The sequence below is a fragment of the Synechococcus sp. PCC 7502 genome, from assembly GCF_000317085.1.
GTDB lineage: Bacteria > Cyanobacteriota > Cyanobacteriia > Pseudanabaenales > Pseudanabaenaceae > PCC-7502.
This window is the reverse complement of sequence record NC_019702.1, coordinates 887,748-907,097: the sequence shown is the minus strand read 5'-3', so window position 1 is coordinate 907,097 and position 19,350 is coordinate 887,748. Positions and strand designations below refer to the sequence as shown.

The window sequence follows — 19,350 nt, the reverse complement described above, 5'->3', positions numbered from 1 at the left end:
ATAGTTAAAATTATGTCCCAGCCTTGGCAGTATGTGGTTTCCATGCCGCAACCAGAAAATCATTTATTCAATGTGCAGTTAACTATTTCCGAATGGATAGAGGAGTTTATAGATTTACACCTACCCGTATGGTCTCCTGGTTCCTATTTAGTGCGGGAATATGCCAAACATCTTCAAAATTTTAATGCGATCAATCTTGATGGTAAAAACTTAAACTGGCAAAAAATCACCAAAAATCATTGGCGAGTTCACACCTCTAAGCAACCATGCCAAATTAGTTATCAAATCTTTGCTCATGAGCTAACCGTTCGTACCAATCATTTAGATGCTAGTCACGGCTATTTTAATGGCGCAGCTACGTTTATGTTTGTTCCCCACCACGAGGATCATTCTTTTACCGTAGAGATAGTATTACCGAGTGAGAACTGGCAAATTGCCACAGCCTTACCGCATTTTGAGTATCAGCCATCTGTCTTTTTTGCCGATCGCTACGATACTTTAGCGGATAGTCCCTTTGAAATTGGCATACATACCCAAGTCAAGTTTGAAGTCCAAGGTAAGCCCCATGAGCTTATTATTTGGGGTGAAGGCAATCTGGATATGGCTCAGGTTGAAACGGACACTAAGGCAATTATTACCACTGAAGCTGATTTATTTGGTGGACTGCCCTACGATCACTATGTATTTATTCTGCACCTATCCAATGCCTACGGGGGGTTAGAGCATCGCAATTGCTGTTCTTTAATCTATCCAAGGTTTAACTTTCGGGGCGATCAATACCTGAAGTTTATGAATCTTGTTGCCCATGAATTTTTCCATACTTGGAATGTTAAACGGATTCGACCAAAAGCATTAGAGAAATATGACTACGATCAAGAAAACTATACGACCTCTTTGTGGTTTGCCGAGGGTGCAACTAGCTACTATGACCAGATTATCCCACTCAGGGCAAGAGTTTATGGCAAAGAACAGTTCTTGAAAAATTTGGGCGAAACAATTACAAGGCTGCAAAATACCCCTGGTCGGCAGGTGCAGTCACTATATGAATCTAGTTTTGATACTTGGATTAAGCTCTATCGCCCTGATGCCAATAGCCCTAACAGTCAAATTTCCTATTATCTAAAAGGTGAATTAGTATCACTGCTGCTGGACTTAGCCATTCGTATCTCTAGTAACCATGCCCGTTCTTTAGATGATGTGATGCGATCGCTGTGGCAGAAGTTTGGTAATCCGGATGGTAATCTTAATAGTGAAGCTGAAATTGGCTACACCGAAGCAGATTTATATGAAGTCATTGCCACCGTTGCGGGTAGTAATCTTCAGGATTTCCTAGAAAAACATATCTATACGACCGATGAGCTAGATTATAACTACTACTTTGAGCCGTTTGGGATAGAGTTATATTCTGGCTATGCCCAAAAGTCAGTTTATACGGGTATATCCGTGCGTTCTAACAATGGTACGGCTGTGGTTAAATCTGTGGATGCAAATTCTCCTGCTCAACTGGTAGGAATTGATCCCAATGATGAAATTTTAGCAATCAATAACTTTCGAGTTACCCCTGAATCCTTTAGCGATCGCCTCCAAGACTTCCAAGCAAATACGGAAATTACGATTACCCTATTTAAACAAGATCAGTTAAAACAAGTGCTTTTAAAGTTAGAAAATCCTAGATGCGATCGCTTTTTGGTCTCTCAGATCAAAAAACCTAACTTAATCCAGCAGGAGAATTTACGGGGATGGTTGGGTGAATAATCTATACTGCGACTCCATTCCTTATGTTTATTCCACTTTATTCCACAGCTTTAGTTGAAGAGAGGGAATTAACGATTACGGTTACAGATTTAACATTTTGATCACGACTACGGGAGGCATCAATACTGACCACGGTATAGGATTTAACTGAGTCGGGTTCACCAACTTCAAGAGTCTCACCAATCACAAGGGGAGTACTACGATTTAGTGATCCGATAAATCGCTGATGAAGATCCGTCATTAAATATTGCATTGGAAATGTCTCTGGAGATTTTTTAGAATGACTGTAATTTGTCTGTAATTCGGCTGATTAAGTTAGCCCAAACTTAAAATTTGTTTATGCCTTACTCTTTATATACCACTGTTTCTTGTCAGCAATGTGTAAATTTCTATTGCTATAACCCCATTATATCTGCTAATTCTATGTTCCATGATACTTAGTAATTCAAGCATTGATACTCTCACATCTCTTATCCCACGAAAACCAAGTTCTGCTCAATAGCCTTTATAGACTTAAATGATAGATTCTGACCTTTACCTTGGTAATTACAATTATGAGCTACCAAGTGATCGCATTGCCCAAAATCCAGTTGTGCCTAGGGATGCTTCAAAGTTAATGGTAGTTGGTGCTAGTAATCTTGAGCATCGACATTTTTATGAATTACCCCAATTACTGCGTCCCCATGATTTATTGGTTTTAAATAATACTAAGGTCATTCCCGCCCGCTTATATGGACAAAAACCTAACGGTGTTGCCGTCGAAATTTTGTTAATCGAACCTGTGGGTTTAAATCGGTGGTTAGCATTGGTAAAACCGGGTAAGCGTTTACCTGTGGGTAGTGAAATTAGATTTAGCGATCGCCTCAAAGCCAGAGTAATTAGAACAGATGAGGTGACTAAAGGTAGAGAATTATTATTTGAACTGCCCCCAGACCAAACCTTTACGGAAATGCTGGCAGAACTGGGAGAAATTCCGTTACCACCTTACATTACTAACTCGCAATCCACACCCGATCAATATCAAACCATTTATGCCCAAACCCAAGGAGCGATCGCCGCACCCACCGCAGGACTACATTTTACCCAAAGATTACTAGATGAATTAATCAATATAGGAGTTGCTCATACCTACATCACCCTGCATGTTGGGGTTGGCACCTTTCGTCCTGTAGAAGTCGAGGATATTACCCAGCACAATTTACACCAAGAATGGATCGAAGTTTCCCCCACCGCGATCGCCGCCATTCAAGCAGCTAAAGCAAAAGGTGGCAGAATTATTGGGGTTGGTACCACGACAGCCCGTTCCTTGGAAACAACTAAGCTCCAGCCCTATAAAGGTAAAACAGGATTAATGATCTACCCGGGCTATGAATGGCAGGTTTTAGATGGACTAATTACCAATTTTCATTTACCCAAGTCCAGTTTGATGATGTTGGTTGCTTCTTTTTTAAATAGCAGAGAGAAATTATTAGACTTGTACAAAGAAGCGATCGCCCAAGATTATCGATTCTATTCCTTTGGTGATGCCATGCTGATTTGGCGATAAAATAACAGTATTAGCAGATACTTTTAACTATGCCCTTAAACTCATTTTTGACTAGGATATTAGCGTTACTTTTGGTCGTCTTAGCGATCGCATTAAATATAAATATTAATCCTGTGTATGCCGAAGATTTTGATAAGCGCATTCTTGCGGGAGCAGACTTTTCGGGGCAAGCGCTACAGGGATCACAATTTAACAAAACCGATCTGCACAATGCTAATTTTCGCAATGCCAATCTAGCGGGAGTTAGTCTATTTGGTGCCAATATGACTGCTGCGGATTTCACGGGAGCGGATCTGCGGTATAGCACCCTAGATACAGCCAGAATGAATGGAGCTAATTTAACCAATGCTGTACTAGAAGGGGCATTTGTCTATGGCACTTCCTTTGTGGGGACGGTAATTGATGGTGCCGATTTTTCCGATGTTGACCTCCGCAACACTACTCGATCACTGCTATGTAAAGTGGCTAAGGGTACTAACCCAGTTACAGGGAGAGACACCAGAGAAACCTTGGAATGTGAAGATTAATATGAAATTGGCTTTTATCATCGACCCCATCCATAAGCTCGATCCCACCCACGATACCAGTGTGGCATTGATGGAAGCAGCCTGTGGGCAGGGGCATCAGGTATTTGTAACTAGTAAAGAATCTTTGAGTATTGTCAATGGCAAAGCTCAAGCATTTTTAGAGCCAGTACATATCTATCCCGTTGAATTAATCAATGGCAAATGGAATACCCAAACCCCTTGGTATCAGGAAGATTTAGGCTCCTATCAACCATTGGGAAATATGCAGGTGGTATGGATGCGCCCCGATCCGCCTGTTACGGTGGAATATATCTATGCCACATATATTTTGGATTACGTCGATCCGAGTCGTACCCTAGTTGTTAATTCTCCTAAAGGCATTCGCTCCGCCAATGAAAAAGTTTACGCTTTGCAATTTAGTTGCACCCCAGAGACCATTGTTTCTAGTAGCAAATCTACAATTAAAGAATTTATCCAAGCAAAGGGCGAGGCTGTAATCAAACCCCTCGATGGCAAGGGTGGAGAAGGAATTTTATTTGCCACTGTAGGTGATCGCAATCTTAACTCCCTCATCGAAATCAGTACCAAATTTGGCAAAGTTCCCGTCATGGTACAGGCGTATTTACCCGCCGCCCAAGCAGGAGATAAGCGCATTATTTTATTAAATGGCGAACCCATTGGCGCAGTGAATCGGATTCCTAGTTCGGGAGAATTTAGGGGCAATATGGCAGCAGGGGGTAGTGTGGCAAAAATTGAGATTACCCCAAGGGAGCTAGAGATTTGCCGCGAGCTATCTCCTGTTTTACAAAAAGATGGCTTGATTTTCGTGGGAATTGATGTCATCGGGGGCTACCTCACGGAAGTAAATGTTACTAGTCCAACGGGCATCAGAGAAATCGATCGGCTTAATGGTACAAGACTGGCGGATCAGGTGATTACATGGCTGGGCGAAAGAAGTACTTATGGCTCGAATTAATCTGTTGGACACACGCACTACCAGTTTCGGCGATTTGATCGGTAATGGCAAGATTTACCGAGTGCAACCTTTCCAGCGTGATTACTCTTGGAATGAGGAAAATTGGGAGGATATTTGGCAAGATATTCTAGGACTCCATATAAACCATGATTCTAGCCATTATATGGGTGCGCTTGTTCTGCAAAGCTCTAACACTTCAGACAAAGCGTTTACGATTATAGATGGGCAACAAAGGTTAGCCACTCTCAGTATTATGGGGATCGCTATTATTGATAAGATTCAAAAATTAGTAGAGCGAGAAGTGCAAAAGGAGGCTAATCAAGAACGACAAGAAATTCTCAAACGTACTTATCTTAGCGATAGAGATCCACGTTCTCTTCGTTACTCAAGTAAGCTGCTTTTGAACGAAAATAATAATGATTTTTATGGTAGTGCATCAAGATGAGGTAGTATAGAGAAAAGAGATAGTAGATAAAGACATGGAATGCCTATTGTGTGGACATCATAAAGTTTATGGACATGGTACAACCAGCAAAGGCAACGTCAGGTATGAATGTCCTAAATGTAAGAAGACATTTGTGGAGACCTTGGATACGATTTACTATCATCGGCATATAGATGCAGAAAAGATTCATTTAGTCCTGCAAAGCCAAAGTGAAGGAGTAAGCTTACGAGGTATAGCAAGATTGAGTGGATTAGCATATAACACAGTGGTTAGCATAATTAGACAAGCCTCACAGAAAGCCCAAATGGTTCATAACCAAGAAGTTAAAGCAGTAGAGACAGAAGAAATCAGTAGTGATGAAATGTGGTCATTCGTAGGAAAAAACAGAAAAACTGCTTACCAACAGAACTTGAGTCAGGAGACTGTTGGATTGGGGTAAGCATAGGTAATGATAGTGGATTGATTTTAGCGGCAAGAGTAGGAAAACATACGGATGAATTAATTGAGGAGATAGTTAGGAAAGACCGATTGCCAGCATTGGAATACTGATGGGTGGGGAGGATATGAGAGAGTGTTGGCAGAATATGTAGAACACTATATCGGCAAAGATCGCACTCAAAGAATAGAGAGGACGAATGGTATTTTAAGGCAACAGACAGGTAGATTTCATCGACGACAGCATAAATTCAGCAAGTTATGGGAGTGGACTGAAATAGCAGTCAGATTATTAGTCACATTTTTTAATTGGATATGGATTCACTCTCGAAAAAAGACAACTGCTGCCCAGAGAGCTAATTTAACCAATAGAAAGTGGACTTGGGATAATATTTGCACCTACTCTACTTTACTTTGACGCACTACCATTTTTATCAAAGCAATTTGATTAATCTTAGAAAGCCACTTAATATCAGATCGCTTTCAACATCTAACCAATTACTCTGGCAGGCGTTTGAATATTTCTCAAATCATTTAGAGGAACTTCAAGATGTTGTCCAGAATGGGGAAATGCTGACTGAATTTTTAACAGATACCGTTGCTCAAAGACTACTTTTTATTCAGATTAACGTTGAGGATGAATTGAATGCTTATACAGTGTTTGAGACATTGAATGCTAGAGGTATAGAATTAAGTTCCACAGATTTACTCAAGAATTACCTGTTTTCCCTGTTTCAAGGACCAGACGATCTACAAGAGGCACAAAGGCAATGGAGAAGAATTATCAGTACGGTACAAATGGAGAAATTTCCTGAGTTTCTCCGTTACTACCTTAGCCTTAAACAAACTCGTGTGAGACGTGAACGACTATTTAAACTTGTTCGTGAGTCTGTGAAGAATGCTCAACAAGCATTTGAATTACTTGATCAACTGGAAAATTACAGCAATCTTTTTATTGCTCTGAGTAATTCTAATGACGAGTTCTGGCGAGATACTCCAGAGAATCAGCCCTATATTCGTGAACTTGAGCTATTTAGGGTCAAGCAAGCTTATCCATCTCTATTTTCTGCATACGCAAGGTTTTCTCGCGAAAACTTTACTCGCTTATTAAAACTTGTATGTGTACTTTCTTTCCGCTATACCATTGTTAGTAGTCTAAATCCTAATGAATTAGAGACACTTTATAGCAAGGTTGCAATTGCAATTACAAATGGTGAAATAATCAATCCCAGACAGGTTTTTGACAACCTCAGATCAGTTTACGTTTCGGATGAAAAGTTTTTACAAGACTTCTCTTTACTATCAATCTCTACAAAAGGACAAAAGAAGAAGTTAGTACGATATATTCTGTTCAAGCTTGAGTTAGATGCGTCACATATAGAGGTCAATGAAGATAGTTTTTCTATTGAACATATCTTACCTGAATCGCCAGGTAGTGAATGGCGGCAGAGCTTCAATGATGCTCAAATAGAAGAAATGGTGTACCGCATTGGCAACCTAACTCCTTTGGAGCCTCATCTTAATCGTCAAGTAGGAAATGAGCTTTATCCAATCAAGCGAACGGTTTATCAGCAGAGCGTTTACACACTAACAAAAAATGTTTTGGCTGAAGAATGGCACCCAAATACACTTACTACAAGGCAAAGATACTTAGCACAACGAGCAGTTCATATTTGGAGGTCAGACTTTTTTGTGTAAGAGATTTCCAGATTATTAATAATTCCATTCGGGGTACAGGTGGCACTGATGTTTAGGGCTATGCCCAACGTAGCCATTCCTAAATCATTAAAAGGCTGTATTAAATCTTAACGATCGCAAACTCCAAAACCTAGGATCGTAATTTAGTCCCGTAGTTTAGTAAGAAATTTTGATTACTCATTCAACTTGAGCGTAAGCGATTTAAAATACATTATCTGAATAAATAAAAAAGTTATAACCCGAAATTCATGGAAGACAAGTTAATGTTGATGATTCCAGGTCCTACGCCTGTACCCGAAAGAGTACTGTTGGCTCTGGCTAAGTCTCCTATCGGTCATCGTAGCGGCGATTTCACCAAAATCATGGCAGATGTCACAGCAAAGCTGAAGTGGCTCCATCAAACGGAAAATGATGTGTTGATTTTGACCGCCAGTGGCACAGGGGCAATGGAAGCAGGAATTATTAATTTCTTGTCCAAGGGCGATCGCGTTCTGGTCGGCGAAAATGGCAAATTTGGCGAACGTTGGGGTGAAGTTTGTGATGCCTTCGGGATTAAGACCGAACGAGTCAAGGCAGAATGGGGACAGCCCCTCGATCCAGAGGCATTTCGAGTCATTTTAGAAGCCGATACCGAAAAATCGATTAAGGCGGTAATTATTACCCATAGTGAAACCTCAACGGGTGTTCTCAATGATTTGGAAACCATTAATCGTCATGTTAAAAATCATGGCAAGGCATTAATCATAGTCGATGCCGTTACCAGCCTAGGAGCGATCAATGTTCCCATCGATGCTTGGGGTTTGGATGTGGTTGCCTCTGGTTCCCAAAAAGGTTATATGATTCCACCGGGATTAGGATTTGTGGCGGTGAGTGATAAGGCATGGGAAGCCTATAAAGCCTCTGATTTGCCTAAATATTACCTAGACCTAGGCAAAGCTCGCAAAGATGCTAAGAAAAATAGCACCCCTTTTACAACTTCCGTGAATATGGTTGTGGCTCTGCAAGCAGCATTAAAGATCATGGAGGCGGAAGGATTAGAAAATATTTTTGCCCGTCATTTACGCCATCGTAATGCTACCCGTGCGGCGGCTAAGGCACTAGGTTTGAGCTTATATGCTGGTGCCGATAATTACGCAAGTCCCTCTATTACAGCGATCGCCACACCTGATGCTGAAAAAATCCGTTCCACAATTAAAAAGCATTTTGATATTGTCATGGCAGGTGGTCAGGATCATCTCAATGGTTCAGTATTTCGCATCGGTCACTTAGGTTTTGTTAGCGATCGGGATATTCTCACGGCAATTAGTGCTTTAGAAGGAACTCTGCAAATTTTAGGGCATACAGGCTTTACCTCTGGGGCGGGAATTGGGGCAGCGATCTCCGCTCTTAACAGTAAATAGGTTTAATTTGGCGGGGTGTGAACTTGCGCCCTGTCTATCTTGGCTTCTTTCTGCCTTTAATGTAGAAATATTTAATCTAACCGTAAAAACTATCTACTTGTATGGCAAAAATCAGCTTGCACTCATACCTGATATGATCATAGTAAGCATTTTTACAATTCTTAAGCTAAAGAATTTTCTTACCTCGGTCTTTCACTTAAATGTTTCACCTAAATTTTTAGAGATATAGAAAGTGTTCAACACCCTCCGCACTGATTTTGAAGTAATTTTTGCTAGAGACCCTGCTGCTCGAAATTGGCTAGAAGTGTTACTCTGCTATCCGGGCTTGCATGCACTATGGTTATATAGGTTTGCCCATGCGCTTCATAATCTCAGATTGCCCGTAATTCCCCGCTTGGTTTCCCAACTGGCACGGTGGTTAACTGGTATTGAAATTCATCCTGGGGCGGTCATTGGTAAAGGCACATTTATCGATCACGGTATGGGAGTGGTGATTGGTGAAACCGCAATTATTGGTGATAATGCCCTTATTTACCAGGGAGTTACCCTTGGCGGTACAGGTAAAGAAATCGGTAAACGTCATCCTACCCTTGGTGATAATGTCGTCATAGGGGCAGGTGCTAAGGTACTAGGAAATATAGAAATCGGTGATAATTCCCGTATTGGTGCGGGTTCAGTGGTCTTAAAAAGCGTACCCAGTGATTGCACCGTAGTAGGAATTCCGGGGCGGGTGGTGCATCGGCATGGAGAAATTGTCGCTCCCCTAGATCACTCCCATATTCCCGATCCAGAGGGTGACGTGATTAGAGGCTTACTAAAGCGGGTGGAGCAATTGGAAAAGCAGCACCTAGAAAGTCAAAAATTAGCAAGTCAACAACAGAAATTAACTAATACTTTTGTAATTGATTGTGAATTGCTTAAGGATGTGAGACCTAAAAATTTTAGTCGTAATGGCACAAAACCTGAAAATGATGAATTTATGGAAGGGGCGGGAATTTAAACATCCCCTCCTAGGAATAATTACAGGTCTAGTTGCCGTTAATCTTGTTGCTTGCAGCTCTCTAAGCAATTCAGACCAGAGTAAGCCTCCAAGTAGATTAGATATTGTTTTAAGTCGGGGCAGCTTAATTTGTGGTGTGAGTGGTGAAGTCCCGGGGTTTAGTTTTGTCAATCCCCAAGGTAAATACTCAGGCTTAGATGTGGATATTTGTCGAGCGATCGCCGCAGCACTATTTAATAATCCCGAAGCAGTTGAATACCGTAACCTTAGTGCCAAAGAAAGATTTACAGCCCTGCAAACTGGGGAAATTGATATTTTAAGTCGGAATACAACCCTTACCGCCAGTCGTGATACGGATACAGGCTTAGAGTTTGCCCCCGTGGTATTTTATGATGGGCAGGGAATCATGGTTAAAAAAAATAGCAATATCAAGTCCCTAGCCGATTTAAAGAATGCTTCTATTTGTATGCAAATTGGTACCACCCACGAAGCAAATCTAACTGACCAAATGGCAAAACGCAATATTCCCTATAAACCCATTACCTTTGATGATGTCAATGCTACCTTTAATGCCTATCAAGCAGGACGTTGTGTTGCCATTACTGCCGATCGCTCTGCTCTAAGTGCGCGCCGTACCTTATTACCAAACTCTAATGATCATGTTTTACTAGATGTAGTTTTATCTAAGGAACCTCTAGCACCTGCAGTTAAAGATGGAGATTCCCGTTGGTCTAATGCGGTGCGTTGGATTGTATATGGACTAATTGCTGCCGAAGAACTAGGAATTACGTCTAAGAATATTAATCAACAAAGCTCAATAAATCCTGAGATTGTCAGATTTTTAGGCATTCCTGATCAATCAGGCAAAGGTAGTGATCTGGGCAAAAATATGGGGTTAACCAATGATTTTGTGGCAAGGGAAGTAAAAGCTGTAGGTAACTACGGAGAGATCTATGAGCGCAATCTTGGGAGTACCACCAAATTAAATATTGATCGCGGCTTAAATAAACTGTGGACAAACGGCGGACTAATGTATGCTCCACCTTTTAGATAAATGCGGTAGTGCGTCAGATATATGTAGTATGTCCATTTACCAAGGCTTTTGGTCTTTATCCTTTATGGTCTAATGATAAGAGTTATCATTTGCTGATTTAGGCTTTCTTCTAGCCATTGGCTAAACTTTTCATCAATTATTCTTTGCTGGGTATTAGTATCTAGGGTGGCGGGTATTATTTTTTCTAATCTTACGATCACTATCCACTCATCAATCACTGTGGGAAACTGCACTTGCCCAAGGTCACTGGATAGAAGAATTTTTTGTAGAGTCGGATGAATCACTCTAAATTCACAAGGTCCAACCAATCCTCCAGTTTGAGCTTCTGAGCCTTGGGAATATTCCCTTGCTAACTGATCAAAACTTTGCTCTCCTTCATTAATCCGAAAATATAGCTCTTGAGCAGTACAAAAGTCTTTAGTCCGAATGAGCGAATAGATTACTTGATCTAGCTTGGATTTACTTTCTAGAAAAGCTGAATTAACTTTTGCACTCCATTTTGCCTGTTTGAATTTTGTTAACTTAAGCGATCGCTCTGCCCTTTTATCTAATTGAGCTTGAGTCATACCCTGTTGCTTTAACCATACTTCTAATTTATCAATTCCCAATTGTTTTCGGACTTGCTCCTGCGCCAGATTTTGCTCTTCGGCTGTTAGCTGTATATCTGCTGTGCAGCGATCTAGAAGTATTTCTTTAATCAGTTGGCGTATCATCCCATAGTCTAGAATTTTCTCGACTATTTGATCTGCTTGAAACTTTTGACCGTCAACTTCTAATGCTGGCATACTCCCTTCCTACTATAAGAATACAGCTAATGAAATAGGCTGAAGGGCATAAACCCCTTTGTGGGAATGCAACTCCAGACCCCAATCTTTGACTGGGGAAGGAGTAAGTTTGTAAAATATAACTCTATAACCACTGCAATGAAACATTGCTAATGCTCACAGTCACTCTGATCGAAATACGTTTTATGCTGGGGTGTGGGGCTGCTAACACAAACCCATAAAAAACTGTGCCTTTGCCAATATATAACTCATGTGTAATTCCTAATGCAGCTAATTTTTCGCTAATCTAAACATAACTAAAATAGCTAGAACCTAGACTCAGTTTACCCGAGCCTTGAACAATAGCAATTAATTCATCTGTAGAGCTAAAAGCTCCATTACTATTTGTATCTAAATAGATAGCTGTACCAGACACCCCACCTATTGGCGAAGTACCCAAAACATAAAGATTAGCAGCACCATATAGTTGAATTTTATCCAAAGTAGAACTGAAATCTTTGATCAAAGCATAATCTCCTAATCCCGCATTATTGTCATTTCCATCGTTATAGAAAGCGAGCGTACTTGAACCAAGAATAAAAGTATCATTTCCTGCATTTCCTGCATTTCCTGTAAGGGTATCAATAGAACCTACTCCATTGTTACTACCTACTCCATTGAGAATATCGTTGCCATCCCCACCGAACAAAGAATCATTTAGGAATCCGCCAGTAAGAGTATCATTTCCTGCACCACCATTTAGGATTACAGAACCTAAGGTAAAAGCAGAAGCATCAAGCGTATTATCGCCAATTCCACCTGTTAAATTTGCAGATTCAATAGTATTTAACGTATCTGTCCCTAGTCCAGTTAATGTGGTGTTGGTTAGGGTGAAATTGACATTGCCAGATTCTTTTACTGTGTCTGTACCATCTCCACCGATTAATATATCGTCTCCTGTTCCGCCAGTAAGAGTATCATTTCCTGCACCGCCATTTAGGGTCACAGAACCTAGGGTAAAGGCAGAGGCATTCAGCGTATTATTACCAATTCCACTTGTTAAGTTTGCAGATTCAATAGTATTTAACGTATCTGTTCCTAGTCCAGTTAAGCTGGTATTGGTTAGGGTGAAATTAACATTTCCAGATTCTTTTACTGTATCTATTCCACTACCGCCATCAAGGGAGTCATTGCCAAGCCCTCCTGTGAGAGTATCGTCACCATAACCACCGATTAATGTATCATTTTTTGTTCCACCAATAAGAACATCATCTCCCGATCCGCCATCCAGAAATACAGAACCTAGGGTAAAGGCAGAGGCATCAAGTGTATTGTCGCCAATTCCACCTGTTAAATTTGCAGATTCAATAGTATTTAACGTATCTGTCCCTAGTCCAGTTAATGTGGTGTTGGTTAGGGTGAAATTGACATTTCCAGATTCTTTTACTGTGTCTATCCCGCTACCACCGATTAATGTATCGTTTCCTGTTCCGCCAGTAAGAGTATCATTTCCTGCACCACCATTTAGGATTACAGAACCTAATGTAAAGGCAGAAGCATCAAGCGTATTGTCGCTAATGCCACCTGTTAAATTTGCAGATTCAATACTGATTAAAGTGTCAGAGCCTAGTCCAGTTAATGTGGTATTGGTTAGGGTGAAATTGACATCGCCAGATTCTTTTACTGTGTCTGTTCCATCTCCACCGTTAAGGGAGTCATTGCCGAGTCCCCCTGTTAAAGTATCATTTCCTATTCCACCGATTAATGTATCGTCTCCTGTTCCACCAGTAAGAATATCATTTCCTCCACCGCCATCAAGAATGACTGCTCCTATAAAGGTAGAAGCGTTTAAGGTATTGTTACCAATTCCACCTGTTAAATTTGCAGATTCGATACTAATTAATGTGTCTGTCCCCAGCCCAGTTAAGCTGGTATTGGTTAAAGTGAAATTGACATTTCCAGATTCTTTGACGGTATCTGTATTATTGCCTCCGTTGAGGACATCGTTCCCAAGTCCTCCTGTTAGAGTATCGTCACCATTCCCACCGATTAATGTATCGTTTTTTGTTCCACCAGTAAGAACATCATCTCCCGATCCGCCATCTAGAAATACAGAACCTAGGGTAAAGGCAGAGGCATCAAGTGTATTGTCGCCAATTCCACCTGTTAAATTTGCAGATTCAATAGTATTTAACGTATCTGTCCCTAGTCCAGTTAAGGAGGTGTTGGTTAGGGTGAAATTGACATTGCCAGATTCTTTTACTGTATCTATTCCACTACCACCGATTAATGTATTGTTTCCTGTTCCGCCAGTAAGAGTATCATTTCCTGCACCACCATTTAGGGTTACAGAACCTAGGGTAAAGGCAGAAGCATCAAGCGTATTGTCGCCAATGCCACCTGTTAAATTTGCAGATTCAATACTGAATAAGGTGTCAGAGCCTAGTCCAGTTAATGTGGTATTGGTTAGGGTGAAATTGACATCGCCAGATTCTTTTACTGTGTCTGTACCATCTCCACCGTTAAGGGAGTCATTGTCGAGTCCCCCTGTTAAAGTATCAGTACTATTTCCACCGATTAATGTATCATCTCCTGTTCCACCATTTAGGGTTACAGAGCCTAGGGTAAACGTAGAGGCATTAAGTATATTGTTGCCAATACCCCCTGTTAAATTTGCAGATTCGATACTAATTAATGTGTCTGTCCCTAGCCCAGTTAAGCTGGTATTAGTCAATATAAAGTTGACATCGGCAGATTCTTTTACTGTGTCTGTACCTAAACCACCATCAATAATATCGTTGCCAGAAGTACCTGTTAGAATATCATTGCCAGCCCCACCAACTATACCGCTAAGTACTAAAGTTAAGTCTGGAGTGTTGCCTACGGTTGTATCATCAACTACTACGTTGATGGTATAGCTAGATTTAACGGTTGTTCCGATATAGAAGAGTTCAGTGCCTCTAATTTCAAAGCTAGATGCATCAGTTCCTGTTAAGGATAAGAGGTTTGTTCCTAGGGCATCATCGGTGATAGAAATATCGGCAACTTTGATGCCTGTATTTATTGCACTATTCCCTGCAAGTGTTAGTGTTAAGTTATTGATTAATTCTACGGCTGTCGGAGCTTCGTTGATGTCAGTTACGCTAATCGCTACAGCTTTAGTATCGAAAAGAGAGCCAGTATCGCTAGCAATTACGATGATGTTATAGATGTTATTTGCGCCGATGTCTAAGGGTGCTTCAAAGTTGGGTGAAGTTTTGAAGGTAACTGCGCCTGTGCTGCTATTGATGTCAAACAGTGCCGAGTCGGTTCCATCGATGCTATAGGTCAGGGTAGTTCCTGCATCTGGATCGGTTCCTGTGACGGTGTAGACGGTTCCTGTTCCGTTTTCAGCGAAGTTTGATGTTGTGCCACTGGTAACGCTTGGGGCTTCATTAACATCGGTAATATTTAGAGTGAATGGTAGGGTGAAGTCTGGGGTGCTGCCGACGGTGGTGTCATCAATTACTACGTTGACGCTATAGCTAGGTTTGACTTCAAAGTTGGGACTGGCTCCGATGTAGAAGAGTTCAGTACCTCTAATCTCAAAGCTAGATGCATCGGTTCCTGTTAAGGATAGGGTTTCAGTTCCTAGAGCATCGTCATTGGTAGAAATATCTGCGACTTTGATGCCTGTATTGATTGCACTGTTCTCTGCCAATGTGGTTAAGGTATTGGTTAATGCTGCGGCTGTGGGAGCTTCGTTGACATCGGTAATATTTAGAGTGAATGGTAGGGTGAAGTCTGGGGTGCTGCCGACGGTGGTGTCATCAATTACTACGTTGACGCTATAGCTAGGTTTGACTTCAAAGTTGGGACTGGCTCCAATGTAGAAGAGTTGGGTGCCCCTAATCTCAAAGCTAGATGCATCGGTTCCTGTTAAGGATAGGGTTTCAGTTCCTAGAGCATCGTCATTGATAGAAATATCTGCGACTTTGATGCCTGTATTGATTGCACTGTTCTCTGCCAATGTGGGTGAGGTATTGGTTAAGGCTGCGGCTGTGGGAGCTTCATTAACATCGGTAATATTTAGAGTAAAAGGTAAGTTGAAGTCTGGGGTGCTGCCAACAGTGGTGTCATCGACTACTACGTTAACGGTATAGCTAGATTTCACTTCAAAGTTGGGACTGGCTCCGATGTAGAAGAGTTCAGTACCTCTAATCTCAAAGCTAGATGCATCGTCTCCAGTTAAAGATAGTGAGTTTGTTCCTAGAGCATCGTCAGTGATGGAAATATCTGCGACTTTAATACCAGTACTAATTACACTATTTTCTGCTAATGTGGGTGAGGTATTGGTTAAGGCTGCGGCGGTAGGGGCTTCATTAACATCGGTGATATTTAGAGTAAATGGTAGGGTGAAGTCTGGAGTGCTGCCGACGGTGGTGTCATCTACTATTACGTTGACGGTATAGCTAGATTTGACTTCAAAGTTAGGACTGGCTCCAATGTAGAAGAGTTGGGTGCCCCTAATCTCAAAGCTAGATGCATCGGTTCCTGTTAAGGATAGGGTTTCAGTTCCTAAAGCATCATCAGTGATGGAAATATCGGCAACTTTGATGCCTGTATTGATTGCACTGTTCTCTGCCAGTGTGGTTAAGGTATTGGTTAAGGCAGCGGCTGTGGGGGCTTCGTTGACGTTGGTGACGCTAATCGCTACGGCTTTGGTATCGCTGAGGGAACCATCGCTGGCAATGACGTTGATGTCGTAGACATTGTTTGCGCCATTATCGGTTGGAGCTTCAAAGTTAGGTGCGGTTTTGAAGGTGACGGCTCCTGTGCTGCTGTTAACATTGAACAGAGCCGAATCGGTTCCACTGATACTGTAGCTAAGGGTGTTTCCAGCGTCGGGGTCGGTTCCTGTGACGGTATAAACTGTGCCCGTACCATTTTCAGCGAAATTTATACTTGCGCCTGAAGTGATAGTCGGGGCTTCGTTGAGATTATTGACATTGATGGTCAGCGCTTTTTCATAGCTCAATCCGCCTTGATCGGTGGTGCGAATGCGGACGCTGTAGCTACTCTTGGTTTCGTAGTCGGGTGAAGCATTGATGCTTAACTGGTTGCCGTTGATGATGCTGAAGGAGGCATTATCGGTGCTGCCTGTGCCAGAAACTAGGCTGTATGTAAATGTATTACCTGTGTCGGGGTCAGTGCTGCTGAAGTTGCCAACAACGATGTTAGTAGCAACATTTTCGTTGATGGTAGTGGCACTTAAACTTAGGTCAGTGGGAGCTTCATTAAGATTGTTGACCCCAATAGTTAGGGCTTTCTCATAAGTCAATCCGCCTTGATCGGTGGTGCGAACTCGAACGCTATAGCTACTCTTGGTTTCGTAGTCTGGTGAAGTATTGATGCTTAACTGGTTGCCATTGACGATGCTAAAGGATGCATTATCGGTGCTGCCTGTGCCAGTTACTAAAGAATAGCTGAAGGTGTTGCTACTATCGGGATCGGTACTGGTAAAGCTGCCCACAATCGAATTGGCTGCAACATTTTCATTAATACTACTAGTGTTGAGGACTAAATCGGTTGGTGTATCATTCACGCCATTGATAGTAATGGTAACATTCTGGCTGGCGGTGCCATCGAAGGACTGCACAGTAAAAGTCTCTGTTTTAGTCTGTGTAGCACCTAAATACTGAACCGCACTATTGGCGACGCTATAGTTCCAGGTTCCTGTGTCCGTAATTGTCAGAGTACCTAGATTTCCTGAAGAAGAGACGGTGGTGTTGAATTTGTTTTGTCCAGAATCCACATCACTAACGCTGAGATTACTCGATGCTGTGAGAGTTGGATCATTAGCATCTTCTGTAAGATTGGCAGTTGATATACCACTAATACTGGCAATATCGTTAGCTCCTGTGATGTTAACGGTGAAGGGTCGGCTGGCACTAGAGCGACCATCACTAACTGTGAGAGTGAAGTCGTCCGTTGCATTACTAATCAGGGCATTAATTGCAGAGTTATTAGGAGTGTAGGTATATTGCCCATTCAGAGGATTAAGGGTGAGATTACCGTAGGTGCCAGCTTTTGTAACAGTTTGGATTTGATAGATAGCAACCTGATAGACTCCCAAATTATCCCCATAGTTAACATCTTGGACGAAGAAATCTATAGCAGATCCTGTTCCTGTCACTAAAGTCGAATAGATATGACTACTGTTGTATGCTCCCCAAATATCATCACTATTACCTAGAGCAGAAGAATATAAACCCAGATCGCCATAACCATTCGGGTCAAAATCTTGAGCAGATGACCATGCGTTATTGCTTACATAACGAGCATCAGCTTCCCAGTTAGGCCTAGAGTAATCGGGTCTCCAAGTTCCTGAAACTACAACTTTATATTGCACACCTGCAGTTAAAGGGGCAGAAAACACACGAGGCTGTCCTACTGATGCCACATTTTTTTGGGAATCAACCACTAAATTTTGAACAAGGGTAACGCCACCCGTACCGCCACTGATACCGTAGGTTAGGGTTGTATCTGTATCAACATCATTGCCAGACAGGGTGCCTGTGATGTTACTAAAGGTATTGTAGGTTGCAGTGTCGGTGAGAGTGCCAGGGCTAATTGATGCTAGTGTTGGTGAGGCAGTATTAGAAGAGAATTCGGCTTGAAATGCTAAGTCTCCTCCATAATTTCCCCATGGTGATGAGGTTAAAGAACTAAAATTTCCTCCTTGATACCAAAAACTACCTCCACCGTAATAGTCGCCGAGGAAACCCACATCCCCATACCCTGTCTGCCCATCAAAAAAATTAGATGCATTTACAAAAGCAATATATTGCTGTCCAGGGTTTAGACTAAGCCGATTAGTGTCAAAGACAAGTGCTTCCATCCCTGCAAAGCCTGTGGTTGAACGCACACCACTTTGATATAAAATTGGACCAGTTGCCTTGGAGCCATCCCACGCCATAACATAAAAGCCGAAATCAATGACATCTGAGTTTAAAAAGTCATTTATATAAATTGTAAAATTATTTAGGGTTGGATTTGAGACTGAAGGAACAGTGAAAGTCTGCCCAAAGGTAGGAGTTGCGCCTTCACCAAAGTAACCAATTGAACTAGATCCATTCCAGGACAGTTTCGTCCCAATGCTCTGACTTGCTTGTTCAACTTGTATTGATACTCCATTGACGGAAATGATCGCAGTATCATCTTCCGTTTTAATTCGCGTTAATTCTGCGACTGATAGACTTTGCCCCAATACTAATCGGGAAAAATATTCCCCCTCGTCTCCTGGGGTATCCGTTGTGTTAACCTGAGCATCAACATAATGCCCGATCTCTTCGAGAATCACCGCCGTTAATTGTTCTGGAGTGGCTAGTGCTAAAAAACCTTCCGATAGATAAATCGTATTGGTGCTAGCTGCATAGGCTCCCAAAGCCCCATTCATGCCACTGTCAAGTATTTGAATAGTCGGAATTTGGCTAAAGTCGCCACTTGCCCATTGGCTACGAATGGTTTCGGCAAGGGTTATATTAAAATCACTGCCAAAGGCTTGACCAAAAATGCTGTAAAAGCGATCTCTCTCTTGAGCAAAGCCTTGTAATATATTTTGGACTGAGGCAAATGTGTTGTCTAGAGAATCAGATAGCCCTGCCATGCTTGGCGTTAGATTTGATATTATTAGTTCGTTAGACATAATATTTATTAGTTGGATTTATTTAAGATACGGAGATATAATTCCTGAATTTTTCTTCGGATT

Annotated in this window: 12 protein-coding genes and 1 pseudogene; 10 read left to right on the top strand and 3 right to left on the bottom strand. The window is 41.7% G+C overall.

Annotated elements, in window-relative coordinates; all coding sequences use genetic code 11:
- Positions 1-12: 12 nt before the first annotated feature.
- Positions 13-1,755 carry a M61 family metallopeptidase gene (locus tag SYN7502_RS04460; RefSeq protein WP_015167687.1) on the top strand — a complete coding sequence of 581 codons (1,743 nt, stop codon included), beginning with the start codon at positions 13-15 and terminating at the stop codon, positions 1,753-1,755.
- 37 nt (positions 1,756-1,792) lie between these two features.
- Here the strand turns inward: SYN7502_RS04460 and SYN7502_RS04455 are convergent, their stop codons facing one another.
- Positions 1,793-1,996 carry a hypothetical protein gene (locus SYN7502_RS04455; protein ID WP_246828968.1) on the bottom strand — a complete coding sequence of 68 codons (204 nt, stop codon included), beginning with the start codon at positions 1,994-1,996 and terminating at the stop codon, positions 1,793-1,795.
- A gap of 276 nt (positions 1,997-2,272) precedes the next feature.
- On the opposite strand from SYN7502_RS04455, the gene queA reads away from it, so the two are divergent.
- The 9 genes and pseudogenes from queA to SYN7502_RS04410 all read left to right on the top strand — a co-directional run bounded on the left by queA (position 2,273) and on the right by SYN7502_RS04410 (position 10,836).
- Positions 2,273-3,301: a tRNA preQ1(34) S-adenosylmethionine ribosyltransferase-isomerase QueA gene (queA, locus tag SYN7502_RS04450; RefSeq protein ID WP_015167685.1), complete on the top strand. Its 1,029-nt coding sequence runs from the start codon at positions 2,273-2,275 to the stop codon at positions 3,299-3,301.
- Between the two features lie 29 nt (positions 3,302-3,330).
- Positions 3,331-3,828: a pentapeptide repeat-containing protein gene (locus tag SYN7502_RS04445; protein ID WP_015167684.1), complete on the top strand. Its 498-nt coding sequence runs from the start codon at positions 3,331-3,333 to the stop codon at positions 3,826-3,828.
- Position 3,829: 1 nt separating this feature from the next.
- Positions 3,830-4,804, top strand: a complete 975-nt coding sequence (gene gshB / locus SYN7502_RS04440; RefSeq protein ID WP_015167683.1) for a glutathione synthase — start codon at positions 3,830-3,832, stop codon at positions 4,802-4,804.
- Between the two features lie 4 nt (positions 4,805-4,808).
- Positions 4,809-5,249 (top strand): DUF262 domain-containing protein, encoded by a 441-nt coding sequence (locus SYN7502_RS04435; RefSeq protein ID WP_246828967.1) that lies wholly within the window; start codon positions 4,809-4,811, stop codon positions 5,247-5,249.
- A 34-nt stretch (positions 5,250-5,283) separates the two neighbouring features.
- Positions 5,284-6,102: pseudogene (locus tag SYN7502_RS19255) on the top strand (IS1 family transposase).
- Positions 6,103-6,128: 26 nt separating this feature from the next.
- Positions 6,129-7,382 carry a DUF262 domain-containing protein gene (locus tag SYN7502_RS04425; RefSeq protein WP_246828966.1) on the top strand — a complete coding sequence of 418 codons (1,254 nt, stop codon included), beginning with the start codon at positions 6,129-6,131 and terminating at the stop codon, positions 7,380-7,382.
- A gap of 248 nt (positions 7,383-7,630) precedes the next feature.
- Positions 7,631-8,782 (top strand): pyridoxal-phosphate-dependent aminotransferase family protein, encoded by a 1,152-nt coding sequence (locus SYN7502_RS04420; protein ID WP_041429234.1) that lies wholly within the window; start codon positions 7,631-7,633, stop codon positions 8,780-8,782.
- Positions 8,783-9,014: 232 nt separating this feature from the next.
- A complete protein-coding gene (gene cysE, locus SYN7502_RS04415) occupies positions 9,015-9,782 on the top strand; it encodes a serine O-acetyltransferase (RefSeq protein ID WP_015167681.1) in 768 nt (255 codons plus the stop codon).
- Positions 9,733-10,836, top strand: a complete 1,104-nt coding sequence (locus SYN7502_RS04410) for an amino acid ABC transporter substrate-binding protein (RefSeq protein ID WP_015167680.1) — start codon at positions 9,733-9,735, stop codon at positions 10,834-10,836. The genes cysE and SYN7502_RS04410 overlap by 50 nt, the downstream gene beginning before the upstream one ends.
- Positions 10,837-10,898: 62 nt before the next feature.
- Here the strand turns inward: SYN7502_RS04410 and SYN7502_RS04405 are convergent, their stop codons facing one another.
- Both SYN7502_RS04405 and SYN7502_RS04400 read right to left on the bottom strand, forming a co-directional pair.
- Entirely contained in the window at positions 10,899-11,621 is a 723-nt protein-coding gene (locus SYN7502_RS04405; RefSeq protein ID WP_015167679.1) for a peptidylprolyl isomerase, read from the bottom strand.
- A gap of 286 nt (positions 11,622-11,907) precedes the next feature.
- Positions 11,908-19,248, bottom strand: coding sequence for a beta strand repeat-containing protein (locus tag SYN7502_RS04400; RefSeq protein WP_015167678.1), 7,341 nt, complete (start codon positions 19,246-19,248; stop codon positions 11,908-11,910).
- Positions 19,249-19,350 lie beyond the last annotated feature (102 nt).

Coding starts and splice junctions, on each gene's coding strand:
- SYN7502_RS04460 (WP_015167687.1), top strand. CDS start 13: ATGTCCCAGCCTTGGCAGTATGTGGTTTCCATGCCGCAACCAGAAAAT.
- SYN7502_RS04455 (WP_246828968.1), bottom strand. CDS start 1,996: ATGACGGATCTTCATCAGCGATTTATCGGATCACTAAATCGTAGTACT.
- queA (WP_015167685.1), top strand. CDS start 2,273: ATGATAGATTCTGACCTTTACCTTGGTAATTACAATTATGAGCTACCA.
- SYN7502_RS04445 (WP_015167684.1), top strand. CDS start 3,331: ATGCCCTTAAACTCATTTTTGACTAGGATATTAGCGTTACTTTTGGTC.
- gshB (WP_015167683.1), top strand. CDS start 3,830: ATGAAATTGGCTTTTATCATCGACCCCATCCATAAGCTCGATCCCACC.
- SYN7502_RS04420 (WP_041429234.1), top strand. CDS start 7,631: ATGGAAGACAAGTTAATGTTGATGATTCCAGGTCCTACGCCTGTACCC.
- SYN7502_RS04410 (WP_015167680.1), top strand. CDS start 9,733: ATGGCACAAAACCTGAAAATGATGAATTTATGGAAGGGGCGGGAATTT.
- SYN7502_RS04405 (WP_015167679.1), bottom strand. CDS start 11,621: ATGCCAGCATTAGAAGTTGACGGTCAAAAGTTTCAAGCAGATCAAATA.
- SYN7502_RS04400 (WP_015167678.1), bottom strand. CDS start 19,248: ATGGCAGGGCTATCTGATTCTCTAGACAACACATTTGCCTCAGTCCAA.